The organism is Streptomyces albus subsp. chlorinus (assembly GCF_013302895.1).
In the GTDB taxonomy this organism is placed as follows: domain Bacteria; phylum Actinomycetota; class Actinomycetes; order Streptomycetales; family Streptomycetaceae; genus Streptomyces; species Streptomyces chlorinus.
The window spans coordinates 96414-109868 of record NZ_VJOK01000001.1 but is presented as its reverse complement, the minus strand read 5'-3'; the positions used below and the strand labels follow the sequence as shown (position 1 = coordinate 109868).

Here is a 13455-nt window from a genome sequence, read left to right as displayed (position 1 = left end):
GCCCGAAGCCGGCGCCCTGGGCACAGGGACAAAACACCCCTGCATCCTGCACCCCCGCGCCCGAAATCCGCTGTCTGCACGGGTGCGCCGGGTGCGATGCATCTCAGCGCCTCGGCGGCGCCTGTGCCGATGCGCGGCCGGCGCCGGTGGTTCTCCATCTGGCTGAGTACGCGTACTCAGGTGCCGTCTGCCGGATTCGTCCATGCTGGGCCGCGAAAGCCGGACCGTCTCAGGGGAACATACGCATGGACCACGCCCTGCAGCTGCGCGCTGCCACGCCTCAGGATCACGACTGGATCCACGAACTGCGCCACCGCGTCTACGCGGAGGAGCTCGGCCAGCATCCGGTGGATCCGTCGGGCAGGCTGAGTGACGGACTCGACGGCGAGAACGTCTACCTCGTGGCCGCGCGCGGCGATACGCGGATCGGTTTCGTCAGCCTCACCCCGCCGTGGGTCGGCCGCTACTCCCTCGACAAGTACCTGACGCGCGAGGAGCTGCCGGTCCTGGACGAGGAGGCGCCGTTCGAGATCCGCGTCCTGACCGTCGAGGAGCAGTGGCGGTCCACCGCGGCGGCGCCACTCCTCATGTACGCGGCGCTGCGCTGGGCCGCGGCGCGGGGTGGCCGCCGGGTGGTGGCGATGGGCCGCACGGAGCTGCTCGACATGTACCTCGCCGCCGGACTGCGGCCTGTGGGGCGCACGGTCCGCTCGGGTGCGGTCTCGTTCGAGGTTCTCAGCGGTTCCGTGGCCGAGCTGACGAAGGCGGTCGCGGAGCGCCACGGCCGGATCCTGGAGCGGCTGCGGACGGGCCTCGAATGGCGGCTCGACGTGCCCTTCGCGCCGCGTGCGGACGGCTGTGAGCACGGCGGGGCCTTCTTCTCGGCGATCGGCACCGACTTCCGGACCCTGTCCCGCCGTCACGAGGTGGTCGCGGCGGATGTGCTGGACGCCTGGTTCCCGCCGTCGCCAGGGGTCCGCGCGGTCCTCTCGGAGGATCCGGGGTGGGCGGCCCGGACCTCGCCCCCGACTGGCGCGGAGGGACTGGTCGCGGAGATTGCCAGGGCCCGCGGGCTGCCGGTGGAGTCGCTGGTCGTCGGGGCGGGTTCGTCCGATCTGATCTTCCGCGCTTTCGGCCGGTGGCTGACGCCGGGTAGCCGCGTGCTCCTGCTCGACCCGGGCTACGGGGAGTACGCGCATGTCACCGAGCGGGTGATCGGCTGCCGGGTCGACCGGCTCCAACTGCGCCGGGAAGACGGCTGGCTGCTCGATCCGGCCCGGCTCGCCGCCGCGACCTGCGACGGACGGTACGACCTCGTGGTGGTGGTCAACCCGAACAACCCGACCGGCCGGCATGCCCCGGCCGACGCGCTGCGCGCGGTGATCGAAGGCTCGCCCGCGCAGACCCGGTGGTGGATCGACGAGGCGTACCTGGGATACGCCGATCCGGCTGACTCGCTTGCCGAACTCGCCTCGGCCGACGCCCGGGTCGCGGTCTGCACCTCTCTCTCGAAAATGTACGGGCTGTCGGGCATGCGGGCCGCGTACCTGGTGGCCGATCCGGAGACGGCCGGGGAACTGCGACGCTGGACGCCGCCGTGGCCCGTGAGCCTGCCGGCCCAGCTGGCTGCCGTCACGGCACTGCGCGACCCCGCGTACTACGCGGAATGCTGGGCCCGCACCCAGGTGCTGCGCCGGGGACTGGCGCACGAACTGGAGAAGTTGGACGGGTTCTCCTCCGTCGACGAGGGGGTGGCGAACTTCCTCACAGTGACCCTGCCGCCGGACGGGCCGAGCGCGGCGCGGCTCGTGCGCGAGTGCCGGCGGTACGACGTGTTCCTGCGCGACCTGTCGCCGATGTCCCCGGCGTACGAGGGGCGGACCGTCCGTATCGCCGTCCGCGACACGGCGGACAACGCGCGGATCGTGGCGGCGTGCCGGAGCGCACTGGATGCGCTGCGCACGCCGGCCGCAGTGGTCCCGGGCGCGTCGGGACGGGCCTTCCGGTGACGACAGTCGCCGGTCTCGTGCCGTACCTCGGTGGGGCACTCGCGGTCGGCGGCGTCGCGGTGGTGGCGACCCGGCGCCGTGAACTCATGGTCCGCTGGTGCGTGTGGGCGCTCGGGGTGCCCCTGGTGACCGCCGCGTTCTGGTTCGGTCCGCCGGGGATAGCGGTGCTCGCGGCCGTGGTCGGTGTGGTCGCGGTGGCGGAGTTCGGTGGGCTGCTCCAACTGGGCCCGGTGGACCGGGCGGTGCTGGACGCGGCGATCGTCGGACTCGTCCTCACCGCCTGGCTGGCCCCCGATGAGGTGCTCCGGGTGGCGGCGGCCGGGGCGCTCGCGCTCGCCGGGGTCCCTTTGCTCTCGGGCGACACGGAACATGGACTCCGCCGCTTGGGGGCGGGCCTGCTGGGGCTCGTGTGGCTGGGTGCCCTTGCGGGCCTCGTATCGTCCGGCGTCCTCGGCCTCGTGCTGTTCGTGGCCGTGTCGATCGCCGACATCGTCGCGTACGCGGCGGGTCGCCGGCTCGGCGGCCCCCGGCTCTCCCCGCTGTCGCCCGCCAAGCGGTGGAGCGGCACGCTGGCCGGTGCCGCGGCCGGTCTCCTCACGCTGGCCGTACTGTCCTCCCTGACGTGGCAGACGGCGGTGGCCGTGGCGGTCGGCGGCCCGTTGGGGGACCTCCTGGAGTCGATGGTCAAGCGGGGCGCCCGCGCCAAGGACGCCGGCCGGTGGCTGCCCGGTTCGGGCGGCATCCTCGACCGGATCGACTCCCTCCTCGTCGCTCTGGCCGTGCTGTTGGTGCTGGCATGAGCCACGGGGCGGTGGCTTCGTAGGAGGGAAGCGGATGCGGCTCGACTTCCGTGACGCTCTCCCGGTGTCCGCCAGCCGCAGCAGGGCGCGCTCCGGCTGGCGGACGCTCTCCACGAGCCACAAGCTCCGGTTCAGAGGCCCCGTGCTGCGGTCGGTCGGCGTCGGCCGCTTTCTCGACGCCGTCATTGCCAGTTGCCCCCGCATCACAGGTTGGTGGCCAACCAGATGGTCACGGCCGCGGTGGAGAGGAGGGCGATGTTGAGTGCGATCCGGCGATCTTCGCCGGTCACATGCATGACGATCGCCCCCGTCTGGAGGAGGACGAAGCCGATGGCGGCGGCTGTCGCCAGCGAGGGCGCGATGCCGGTCAGCGGTGGCAGGACCAGGCCGGTGGCGCCGAGTATTTCGACCGTCCCCAGCGCCCTCAGGGCAGGCACGGGTATGCGGTCGACCCAGGCCATCATCGGGCGGAGTTGATCGCGGCCGCGGATCACCTTCAACGTGCCCGCGTAGTAGTAGAAGAGGGCGAGCAGTCCCGCGACGATCCAGTAGATGGTGTTCATCGTTCCCGTTCCCGGGCACCGGTTCCGCGGGGCCCTTGATGGTGTCACTTGCCGGAGAAGCCTTTGGAGAAGGCCCTCGGTCATGCTCACAAGTGCACCGTGGGGCCCCGCCGCTGTCCATGACCGGTCCCGCAGCGTCGATACCTCGCGGGTATCGCTGCAGCGTGGAGACTGTCCTCGCGTTTGGGCACGGTGCTGCTCGACAAGCGCGGGCCTGTCTTTCGCCAGGTCGAGGAGGGCCACGAGTCGTAGCTGACCGAGTCGATGATCACCCGCCGCCGCACTCGCTCGGGGTGCGCGGGAGCGAAGCGCTGGCCGATGGTGCCGCCGATTTGAGCCGGGCGAAGCAGTGTTCGGCCATTGTGCTGCTCAGGGTCGAAGGTCGGCGGCCTCGAAGGCTTCGTGCATGCCTCACCTTGGGCGCCACCCTCTTCCAGGGGTTAACATGGTTGCACATGCATGTAATACCCTGAAGAGAGATGTGCCCCAGCTCGCCGGTGGTTGTCCGCGCAAGCAGAAAGTACCCGGCCGTTCCAAGGGTTCGGGGCGCGGGGCGGCGGGGTCGCCGGGGCTGGGCTCCGGGCAGGGTGGAGGCAGGGGTGAGGCGGGGCGGGCTCAGCTCCGCGGGGCGCGCAGCGCCTGGACGGTGGGTCCGAGTTCGGGGTCGGCGGTGAAGGCGTTGAGTGCGGCCGAGAGGACCTCGGAGTAGGTGGCGCGCGCGGCCTGGTAGCGTCGGCGGCCGTCGTCCGTGATGACCGCGTAGACGCCACGCTTGTCCGACGGGCACAGGTCCTTGTAGGCGAAGCCGGCTTTTTCGAGGCGCCCTACCAGGCGCGTCACCGAGGACTGCCCCAGGCCGACCCGGTCGGCGAGATCCTGCATGCGCAGTTCGTTCGTGTCGGACTGGGTGAGATGCTCCAAGGCGCGGTATTCCGACAGGCCGATGCCGTGACGGTGGTGCAGTGCGAGCGTCAGTTCGCGTTCCACGTGCGCGTGCAGAGCGAGGACACGATTCCACGCGGCCTGGTCGGACGTGTGCGGGGGCGCGAGGTGTGACGTTGCCATGGGTGCGACCTCTCCAGGATGGCGATTGACATCAGGATACATGCTCATGCAAGCTTCTCGGCGTTCCCCCTTGATTGCGTCTGTGGGCGCACCAGGGCGATCGGAAGTTGCATGTACAACCAACTAGGGAGTTTCCCGTGTCCTCCGGTGCCGACGCGCCACGTACCGCGGCCGACCGTGACCGGCCGGCGCTCGCCAGAGCGCACCAAGGCCGCACGGGAAACCCGACTCGACCCCGCACCGCATACGGCTGCTGACGCCGGTCCCTGTCCCCACCGGACAGGCGCTGCACCGCCGCTCCTCTGCGCCGGTCAGCCGACAATGTGCGACCACCGAACCGAAAGGACCCGCCTCATGCAGTGGCTCTTCCTCGCCATCGCCGTCGTCTTCGAGATCGGCGTCGCCATCGCGGCCGGCAAGGCCGAGGGCTTCCGTAACCGCAAGTGGACGGCCATCACCCTGGTCAGTGGTGCTCTCGGCACCTATTTCCTCAGTCTGGCCCTGCTGACCTTCGATGTCGGCGTCGGCTACGCCCTGTGGACCTCGGTCTCCGGCATCGGCATCACTCTCCTCGGCGCCCTGCTGTTCGGTCAGCGCCTCAGCTGGCGCAAGGCCCTGGGCATCGTCGCCATCATCGCCGGGGTCGTCGGCCTCCAGCTCAGCGGCGCTGCCTGACGGCCGTCCGCCCGTCGGACCCGAATCTCACGAAAGGCACCTACTCTCATGTCCTCGACCACAGCCTCCGCCGCCAACTCCTGGCTCATGCTCCTGCTTGCCGGCGTCTTCGAGATCGGCTACGCGCTCTCCGTCGGCGGCAGTCACGGCTTCACCCGACTGACCTGGTCGCTGGTCGCGGTCGTCTTCTTCCTGCTGACGCTGTGGGCGCTGAGCGTCGCACTGCGCACCATCGATATCGGCATCGGCTACGCCGTCTGGGCCGGAATCGGCGCCGCCGGAGCCGCCGCGCTCGGCCCGGCCTTCTTCGACGAGAGCCTCACCCTCGTCCAGTCCGTGTGGCTCGGCGTCATCATTCTCGGCGTTGTCTGGCTCAAGCTCGCCGACAAGCCGGACGGCACCGAACAGCCCGCCGACCACCCGAAGGCAGCCCAAGGCGTCGGCGCCTGATCATGCCTCCACTGCACCGGGGGCAGTCGCCTTGCACGAGCGGGCACCCCCGGTGCCCGGAGCCGCCCCCTCACGAGGCCGGCTCCTCCCTGCGGAGCGACCGCCTCGACACCTGGTGCCGTACGGCGGAACCAACCGTCACGATCAGCCACAGGCACTTGGCCGAAGGCGAAACCCCGCGGGCACATGCCCTCTCGGTGCCCGGCTGGGCGTACTCGACTGTGCCGTGCTCCCGCTGTCGTCGGGCCCGCAAGGCCCAGTCCGGGTACGGGGCGAGGTTGACCTACTTCGCTGACGTATGTGCCTCGCACTCGGCGCGCACACGCTGGCGGAGGAAGAGAGCTGCGCGGTCCAGAGCCTCGTCAGCCTCGTCCAGAATGCCGGCGAACGACTGGAAAACGTGCGGTACGTCGGCGGTGACGTCCAGGATGACGTCCACCCCGACCGCCCTCGCACGTGCGGCGAGGCGCGTGGAGTCGTCCAGCAGGATCTCGTTCGTGCCCACCTGGATCAGCATGGGGGGAAAGCCGGTCAGGTCGGCGAGGACGGCCGGGCTGAGCAGGGGCTGGCGGGGGTCGGCTCCGGCGAGGTACATGGCCCCGGTGTGTTCAACGGCCTTACGGGTGAAGGTCGGGTCGATGCCTTCCTTGGTGTCCATGCTCTCTCCCGTGCGGGTGGCGTCGAGGCCAGGGGAGAACGCCACGATGGCGGCGGGCAGCGGGAGGCCCGCGTCGCGGGCGGCGAGGCAGGTGGTGACAGTGAGGCCGCCGCCGGCCGAGTCGCCGGCGAACACGATGGACGAGGGGTCCATGCCTCTTTCGAGGAGGGCGCGGTAGGCGCTCAGGGCGTCTTCGATCGCGGCCGGGAACGGGTGCTCGGGGGCAAGCCGGTAGTCCAGCGAGTACGCCCTGAAGCCGGTCTTGGCCACGAGGTGCCCGGTCAGCGACAGGGTGGTCTCGGGGGAGCCGAACACAAAGCTGCCGCCGTGGAGGTACAGGATCGTCCCGGCGCGGGGTCCGTTGTCCGGCTCGACACGCAGGGCGGGTCGGTCGCCGAGCGTCGTCTGTGTGGTGCGGACAGTGTCGGGCACGATCATCCGGGCCATCAGCGCTGCGAAACCAGCGCGCAGTTCCTCGACCGACCGGGGGCCCTCGGGCCGCGGCTGCCGCATCATCGCGTCGATCCGGGCGCGCTGCTCCTTGCTCATGGGTGTGCTCCTGTCGTAAGTAGCTTCCCCTACACTATATGCCGTGGCATCTAAATTGAGTGGTGACGAGGTCGACCTCCCGGGCTTCTTCGCCGATCTGGTCAGGTGCGAGACGCGTCTGTACAACGCCCTCAACGACCGTCTCCGTGAGCGGCACGGGATCGTCACCTCGCAGTTCGAGTTCCTGCGCTTCCTGCGCGACCGCCCCGGGGCCCGCGTGGCGGACCTCGCCGCCGAGTTCGCCATCGGCGTCGGGGCGACCAGCAAGAGCGCCGACCGCCTGGAGAAACAGGGATGGGTCGTCCGGCAGCCGAATCCGTCCGATCGCCGGTCCTCCCTGCTGGATCTGACCGACGAGGGCGCGCGACTCGTCGACGCGGCGGAGACGACCTTCACCAACGGCCTCGCCGAGCTGATCGGAGACACGCTCGACGGCTCCTCGGCCGCGGCGGCCGTCCGCGTCATCTCGAAGCTGCGCTGCGTGCTCGAACGCGACCAGATCGGCACGCCCACAGGCTGACGGATGCCGCCCCGGGCCCGGGCGGGCGGCGCTCAACTGCAGTTGACAAGTTCGTCAGTTATGCGCCGTCACGTCAGTTACGCACCGTTCGGTTGTGGGCCGACGCGGCTACGGATGTCGGGTGACCACCCTTCGGGGCGCTTGTGCAGCCAGTCGCGATCGGCGAGCTTGGTCGACGGCCCGCAGCGGCTCCATTTTCCGTCGTACCGCCGCACCTCGAGTCCCAGCTCTGCGCCCACCACTCTGACGTCCACCGGGCCGTCGGCGGCTCAGTTCCGACAACCCTGCGCCCTCCTCGGGGCCGGCGCCGTACCCGCACAGCGACGGTCGGGAGGCAACGCCTCGCAGCAGGAGCAGCAGAAACCGGGGAACGCTCAAGCCGCCCAGTCAAACGATCCCTGCCGGGGACACTCGTCACCGACCAGCGCGAGTACGCCGGAATCCGCGCACATCAGCTCACCCGACCTGCAAATTTTCACGAAGTACAGTGCTCAGGGCCGAACTTCCGAGTCAGCGCGGTGGGAACGGGGCCAGACAGCGATCCCACTCGTCCGCCGCCTGGTGCAGGTCGGCGATGGTGGTCTTGATCTCGAGGACGTATTCGTCCAAGCCTTCATCGCGATCCCGCCATGGGGGCGCGGCCTCATGAGAGAGACGGATTCGGACGAGGCCGGAGCCAGTGCGGCTGAAAGACAGAACGGGTTCCAGGAAGTGGAGGTCCGACTGTGCGTCTGTCGGCATTGCCCCACCGACGGCGCGCAGCCACGGCGAGAGCTGGCGGGCCTCATCGGTCAGGAGGCAGGGATCGGCGAAGGACCAACCGCCCTCGGGCGTGGTCACCTCACCTCCGATGACCAGCCAGTTGTCGTCGTACTGGTCGCCGCTGGCCACCGGGAACCGGTAGCGCAGCGCACGCAGCTTGATGCGATGTTCGTGATCAGCCAGCAGCACCACATAAGAATGTCAGTCACTGTCCACACCACTCAACCGGTTGAACGGCAAGGCCCGTGCCGTTCGTTCAGCTCCTCTGCTCGTTGGCCCGGGTGTGCCGTCGGCTGAGGCGCAGTGGGCGCGGATCGAGCTGCTGTTCCTGGAGAGACTGCGCCGCCTCCGCCGTCGTCCGTGCTGGGCCTGCCAACTGGGCTGCTCCGAGGAGACACGAGGTTCCTGGTCCCGCAAGCAAAGCGAGCGCGCCTGCTGCAACTGAGACCGGGGCTCCTTCGACTGCCGCCATCGCGGCGGTGGAACCGCTCAGCCGGGCTCACCCGACGTCAGCCGTGACCGCACCCAGTCGGTGACGGAGGCATGCCGGGGACGCCATCCCCACTCGGCACGGGCAAGGGCGCCGCGGACCCGGCTGTTGGAGCCGAGGGCGTAGACGGCGGGCTCGTGGCCCCATTCGTCGATCGCGGAGTCGATGTCCCAAGGCTGCGCCGGTCCCAGGTCCAGGGCGTCGGCGACGGCCCTGGTGATCTCGGCGAAGGACGCCTCACCGTTCTCCACGAAGCAGAAGGAGCCCGGTGCCGCGTTCTCCAGCGCCGACACGTACAGGTCGGTGACATCGTCGAGGTGCACGGTGGACCAGATGTTGCGGCCTGCGCCGATGTGGCGCGCGACGCCGCTGCGCCGCGCCTGGCGCACGAGGCGGGGGATCTGCACACTGTCCCTGGACGGCCCGCGGCCGTGGCCGTAGATCAGCGAGTTGCACAGCACGACCGCGCGCACGCCCTGGGTGGCCGCGTCCAGCACCAGCCGGTCGATGGCGACCCGTGCCGCCTTGTCCGGCTCCGGCTCCCACCCGCTGCCGGATGCGACGTCCGCTTCCTCGAAGACACGCTCCGCCGCGGTCTCACCGCGTGCGTCGTCCCCCACGATGCTGGAGCCGCTGGTGTGCAGCAGCACCTTCCCGGTGCCGGTGAGCGCGTGGACGAGGGTTTCGACCGCCCCACGATGATCGCTGTCTGCGGCGTTGACCACGCCGTCGGCGGCCCGTGCCGACGCCACCAGGGCCTCCGCGTCGTCCAAGGTCCCGACCACCGGTGTGATCCCCAGCCGCTCCAGGGCGGCTGCCTTCTCCTTGCTCCGCACCAGCCCCGTCACCTCGTGTCCCGCACGGACCAGCTGCAGGGCCACGGAGCCGCCGATGTATCCGCTCGCCCCGGTCACGAATATCCGCACCACCGGCCTCCAACTAATTGCGTACACCTATCGGTTCGGATCGAAATATACAGCATATGCAAGTAGGCGCGTGCGCAAGGGATGTTCGACGGTGGCGTACTCCTGGTCACGGAAACGCCCGGAAGTACCCGGGAGGCGTGAGGCCGACGGCTTCGACGGCTCCTTCCGCTCGGCCGCGATTCCGCGAGGGCCTTCTTGCGCCTGCCGGCGGTCTCCTCCATGCCGTCGTCGCGTGCGCTCGGTGCCGGTGTTCGCCGAGGGTGACGAGGCCGAGGGAGACGAGGGCAGCGGTACGGCGGCGGCGCCTCCGACCGGCGGTCCGAAGATGTGACGGCGCGGGCTCTTGATCCGCCGGCGCCGAAACCTGAACGGGATGGGGAACGGAACGGACTGGGCGCCTGCCGGCCGAGGTGGTGGAAGCATCTGGCCCGGCAGCATGGTGCTGATCGAGTTCCCCGACCTGGCGGCGGCCCGCGCCTGGTACGAGTCCCCCGCTTACCAGGAGATTCTGCAGCTTCGGACCGACCACATCGAGGGCGACCTGCTGCTGATCGAGGGAGTGGGACCGGGGTACGACCCGCGGGAGAGGGCGGCGAAGATCCAGGCTGAAGCGGAGCGGCAGGAGGTCGGCACCGAGGCGTGACCCATCGAAACCGCCTGTCGGGCTGCTGGGATCAAGCCCCGTTCAGCGTGTGGTCACGTCATGTGGCGCAGGGCGTCGTTGGGGGAGAGAACCCGTGTGAGAGGCAGATGGCGGCACTCCCATGAGTGCAGGGAAATCTGCCGACATGTGGGACTGGCCCGCCGCTCAGGGCACAGGCGGGCGCGTCGGACGCGGTGGGCGGGCGACCGGCCAGTCAGCGGAGACTGATCAGTCAGGGAGACCGACCGGTCGGTCCGCGAACAGGTTGCGTGACCGGCCGCCGTCCCTCGACGTCAGACGTGCCGCGCCGTCGGTCAGGTGTGGGTGACCTTGAGGGCGGAGAGGCGGACCTCGCCGTAGTTGTCGTCGTCGCACGGATCGGAGTTGTCGCAGTTGGCCTGCGTGTAGGCCCCCGCCTTGAAGTAGTTGGTGTCGCCGTCGTGGGAGATGGTGGTCTGCAACTCGCCGTTGTAGTACACGCCGATCTCTCCGTCCTCGGCCACGAACTTCGCCTCGAACTCGGTGCCCAGCTCGTAGTCGTCGGTGACGAGGTGGTGGTGGCGGTCGTCGCCGTCCGTGACGTAGAGCTTGCTGCCCTCGAGGCGGAAGACGGTGACATCGTCGTCCCCGCCGTGGACCTGCGCACCGACCACGTACGGCCTCTCCTCGGGCAGTGCCGTGAACGACTCCCTGACCACAAGGGTGTGGGTGCCGTCCGTGGTGGCCCATGCGGCTTCGTCCTCGCCGCCCTCGGTCATCTCCCGCAGTTCGGCGCGCGGGTAGCTGGAACCGCCCGTCGTCACACCGTTGACGGCGGCCCGGAACCTGACGGCGTCGCAGCCGGTGTCGGCCCGGAACCAGGGGTCGGCGGAGAAGGCCGCCAGTTCGGGCTGGGTGATTTCGGTGGGGTCCTCGTCCTCGCCGGTGGGCAGGGTCAGCTTCCAGTTCGTCAGGTCGAGGACGTCGGCGGGGTGCGCGCACCGGGTGGCCCGCGGCTCGTGCCGGGCCGCGGTGTCGGCGTGAGCGGACAGCGTGAGTGTGGCGGTCGAGACGGCCGCGACGATGCCGGCCAGCATCGTGGTCCGGGTTCTTGGCACGGGGAGTCTCCTTCTCGTCGAAGTGTTGGCTTCCACGCTGACGCGCACCGTAGTGGCTTCTTCCGGGACCCTTCCCGGCGGTTCCGCGTTACGCATTCCCGGCGGTTCCGAGCTGCGAGGTCTCGGCGGTTTCGGAACTGCGCAGTCGCCAGGAGCCGTTCCGCCAGTCGTTCATCTCTCGCCCCACCGCGCACGGATGCGCGCGACTGATGGAGACTCCGGGCAGAGACTGCGCACGGCCCGACGCAGGCAGTAGATTCGATGCGCGTACACGCTGCGGGCCGTGTGCGCTCCGGCATCGATCGAGGGGGAGATCTGTGCGTTCCGGGGACGACTTCGCCGGCCGCTATGTCCTCAAGGAGGTCATCGGCACAGGGCGGGGCGGGCAGGTGTGGCTGGCCCATGACACGGTGGTGGGCCAGGATGTCGCGCTGAAACCGGAGCTGCCGGAGGGGGATCACGAAACCGCGGTGCGGCGGTTGCTGGGCGAGCCGCGCGCGCTGGCCAAGTTCCGCGATCACCCCCACGTCGTGACCCTGTACGACGTCGTGACCGTGGAGCCGGACGAGCGCGGACGCGGCACGGGCGCGGAGACGTACTGGTTCGTCATGGAGTACGTGCCCGGTGGCGGACTGGACCGGCTGCCACCCGTCTCCCCGGTGCGGGCGGCCCGCATCGGTGCCCAACTCGCCGACGCCTTGGCCGCGTTACACGCGGAGGGCATCGTCCACTGCGACGTCAAGCCCGCCAACATCGGCCTCACCCGGCGCGGAACCGCGAAACTGCTGGACTTCGGAGCCGCCTACCGCGTCGGCGGTACGGAAACCCTCACGCTCAACGGCCCGTTCAGCTTCACGCCCGACTACGCCGCACCCGAGCTGGCCCGGGGCAACGTCCCCCGGCCGGCCTCGGACGTGTTCTGCCTGGCCGCCACGCTGCATGCCCTGGTCACCGGCGCCCCACCGCGCGGCGGAGACATCGGGAGCGACGCCGTCCCCCATGGGGCGCGGAACGGCAAGGAGGACGCCGACCGCTTGCGGCACTGGAAGGCCGAGCAAGGCGTCGTCGAGATGGACGCGGATGCCCTGGGGCCGCTGCATCCCGTGCTCACCGCCATGCTCCAGCGTGATCCGGACCGGCGTCCCAGCGCCGCCGAGGCCGAGCGCCTTCTGGCGGCCGTCGGCGGGTCCGGTGACCCGACTGGCCGGCCCGCCCCCTCGCCCTCAGGCCGCCCCGGGTGGCGTCGGCCGCTGATCGCGGCCCTCGGCATCAGCGCCGTACTGGCTGGAGGACTTGCCGCCATTGCCGGCCAGGGCGACGGCGGTGACAAGACCCCCGCCGGCTCCGGTGGGAGCCGGCAGGAGGAACGCGGTTCGGTCGGCGCGTCGCGGGCCCTCATCGGTGATCCGCACCAGGTGGATGTGTGCGCGCTCGCCGACCCCGCGGCTCTCGACCGCTTCGGCAGGGCCGAACTCGACGCGGACTACGGCAACTTCGACCAGTGTGACGTACTCGTACGCTCCGACGACAGAACCCGGATCGACGTGTCGATCCGGCTGCGCCGGGGCTCGCCGCCGGAGATGTCGAAACCCTCCAGGACGATCGGAAGCATCGGTATCCAGGAGGAGGAGTCGGAGAGCGACGAGTGCAAGCTGCTGCTGACGCCCAAGGGCGACACGGGCGGCAGCCTGGTCGGGGTCCGCGTCAACATGGGCGAGGGTTCGGTGGCCGGCGGCACCGCGACGCTGTGCGCGGTCGCCGACAAGGCCGCCGAGCACGCGGCAGAGGTCCTGAACGAGGGGCCGGTCCGCCGCCGTCCCGTCGCCTACCCGCATACGTCACTGGCCTGGACGAGCGCCTGCGAGCTGCTCGACGCCAAGGCACTGTCCGTCGTACCCGGCCTCAAAGTGGACGTGCCGGAGGTCGGTGTCGCGAACTGGAGCTGCGAGTGGTCGGGCGATGTCGACGAACTGGGCGCCGAGATCGCCTTCATGCGCGACCAGCCCAGGTCCGCGACGGGCGGCGCCACCGCGCGCACACTCAGCGGGTACCGCACGATCGTCGAACCCGACGACGACTCCTGCGAGGTCTTCGTCGAGTACCGTAGATACAACGGCAGGGAGGCCGAGACGGCCGCAGAGATGGTGCGCCTGACCGTTCGCGGCAACCGGACCACGGACAAGCTGTGCGGGATGGCCACCGACCTCGCGGCCTCCGCCGCCGCCGAACTCCGCGCCAGGTGACCCCG

13 protein-coding genes are annotated in these 13455 nt (G+C 70.2%); 7 read left to right on the top strand and 6 right to left on the bottom strand.

All coding sequences use genetic code 11. The features are described 5' to 3' along the window. Positions 1-245: 245 nt before the first annotated feature. Positions 246-2009: a pyridoxal phosphate-dependent aminotransferase gene (locus tag FM076_RS00535; RefSeq protein ID WP_173867987.1), complete on the top strand. Its 1764-nt coding sequence runs from the start codon at positions 246-248 to the stop codon at positions 2007-2009. After that, a complete protein-coding gene (locus FM076_RS00530; protein ID WP_173867986.1) occupies positions 2006-2809 on the top strand; it encodes a phosphatidate cytidylyltransferase in 804 nt (267 codons plus the stop codon). Before FM076_RS00535 ends, FM076_RS00530 begins: the two co-directional genes overlap by 4 nt. Positions 2810-3012: 203 nt before the next feature. Here the strand turns inward: FM076_RS00530 and FM076_RS00525 are convergent, their stop codons facing one another. Both FM076_RS00525 and FM076_RS00520 read right to left on the bottom strand, forming a co-directional pair. Beyond that, the gene (locus FM076_RS00525) at positions 3013-3372 is read right to left on the bottom strand and encodes a DoxX family protein (protein WP_173867985.1); all 360 of its coding nucleotides are present in this window, start codon (positions 3370-3372) and stop codon (positions 3013-3015) included. A gap of 615 nt (positions 3373-3987) precedes the next feature. Continuing rightward, complete coding sequence (locus FM076_RS00520; protein ID WP_173867984.1) at positions 3988-4437, bottom strand: MarR family winged helix-turn-helix transcriptional regulator; 450 nt, start codon at positions 4435-4437, stop codon at positions 3988-3990. Between the two features lie 354 nt (positions 4438-4791). Here FM076_RS00520 and FM076_RS00515 point away from each other — a divergent pair, with 354 nt between their 5' ends. Next, a complete protein-coding gene (locus FM076_RS00515) occupies positions 4792-5112 on the top strand; it encodes a DMT family transporter (protein WP_173867983.1) in 321 nt (106 codons plus the stop codon). A 48-nt stretch (positions 5113-5160) separates the two neighbouring features. Next, positions 5161-5562 carry a DMT family transporter gene (locus tag FM076_RS00510; protein WP_173867982.1) on the top strand — a complete coding sequence of 134 codons (402 nt, stop codon included), beginning with the start codon at positions 5161-5163 and terminating at the stop codon, positions 5560-5562. Between the two features lie 283 nt (positions 5563-5845). Here the strand turns inward: FM076_RS00510 and FM076_RS00505 are convergent, their stop codons facing one another. Next, a complete protein-coding gene (locus FM076_RS00505) occupies positions 5846-6769 on the bottom strand; it encodes an alpha/beta hydrolase (protein WP_173867981.1) in 924 nt (307 codons plus the stop codon). Between the two features lie 43 nt (positions 6770-6812). On the opposite strand from FM076_RS00505, the gene FM076_RS00500 reads away from it, so the two are divergent. Continuing rightward, positions 6813-7289 carry a MarR family transcriptional regulator gene (locus FM076_RS00500; protein WP_173867980.1) on the top strand — a complete coding sequence of 159 codons (477 nt, stop codon included), beginning with the start codon at positions 6813-6815 and terminating at the stop codon, positions 7287-7289. A gap of 510 nt (positions 7290-7799) precedes the next feature. On the opposite strand, the gene FM076_RS00495 is transcribed toward FM076_RS00500, so the two are convergent. Together FM076_RS00495 and FM076_RS00490 are read right to left on the bottom strand one after the other, a co-directional pair. Further along, positions 7800-8240: a WapI family immunity protein gene (locus FM076_RS00495; RefSeq protein ID WP_173867979.1), complete on the bottom strand. Its 441-nt coding sequence runs from the start codon at positions 8238-8240 to the stop codon at positions 7800-7802. Positions 8241-8540: 300 nt separating this feature from the next. Next, entirely contained in the window at positions 8541-9467 is a 927-nt protein-coding gene (locus FM076_RS00490; RefSeq protein ID WP_173867978.1) for an NAD-dependent epimerase/dehydratase family protein, read from the bottom strand. A 373-nt stretch (positions 9468-9840) separates the two neighbouring features. Here FM076_RS00490 and FM076_RS00485 point away from each other — a divergent pair, with 373 nt between their 5' ends. Then, on the top strand, positions 9841-10110 hold the full coding sequence (locus tag FM076_RS00485; RefSeq protein ID WP_173867977.1) for a DUF1330 domain-containing protein: 270 nt from the start codon (positions 9841-9843) through the stop codon (positions 10108-10110). A 314-nt stretch (positions 10111-10424) separates the two neighbouring features. Here the strand turns inward: FM076_RS00485 and FM076_RS00480 are convergent, their stop codons facing one another. Further along, positions 10425-11207, bottom strand: coding sequence for a polysaccharide lyase family 7 protein (locus FM076_RS00480; RefSeq protein WP_345944827.1), 783 nt, complete (start codon positions 11205-11207; stop codon positions 10425-10427). A 317-nt stretch (positions 11208-11524) separates the two neighbouring features. Between FM076_RS00480 and FM076_RS00475 the strand changes: the two genes are divergently transcribed. Beyond that, on the top strand, positions 11525-13450 hold the full coding sequence (locus FM076_RS00475) for a protein kinase domain-containing protein (RefSeq protein WP_173867976.1): 1926 nt from the start codon (positions 11525-11527) through the stop codon (positions 13448-13450). Positions 13451-13455: the final 5 nt, after the last annotated feature.

Coding starts and splice junctions, on each gene's coding strand:
- FM076_RS00525 (WP_173867985.1), bottom strand. CDS start 3,372: ATGAACACCATCTACTGGATCGTCGCGGGACTGCTCGCCCTCTTCTAC.
- FM076_RS00510 (WP_173867982.1), top strand. CDS start 5,161: ATGTCCTCGACCACAGCCTCCGCCGCCAACTCCTGGCTCATGCTCCTG.
- FM076_RS00485 (WP_173867977.1), top strand. CDS start 9,841: ATGGGGAACGGAACGGACTGGGCGCCTGCCGGCCGAGGTGGTGGAAGC.
- FM076_RS00535 (WP_173867987.1), top strand. CDS start 246: ATGGACCACGCCCTGCAGCTGCGCGCTGCCACGCCTCAGGATCACGAC.
- FM076_RS00505 (WP_173867981.1), bottom strand. CDS start 6,769: ATGAGCAAGGAGCAGCGCGCCCGGATCGACGCGATGATGCGGCAGCCG.
- FM076_RS00520 (WP_173867984.1), bottom strand. CDS start 4,437: ATGGCAACGTCACACCTCGCGCCCCCGCACACGTCCGACCAGGCCGCG.
- FM076_RS00515 (WP_173867983.1), top strand. CDS start 4,792: ATGCAGTGGCTCTTCCTCGCCATCGCCGTCGTCTTCGAGATCGGCGTC.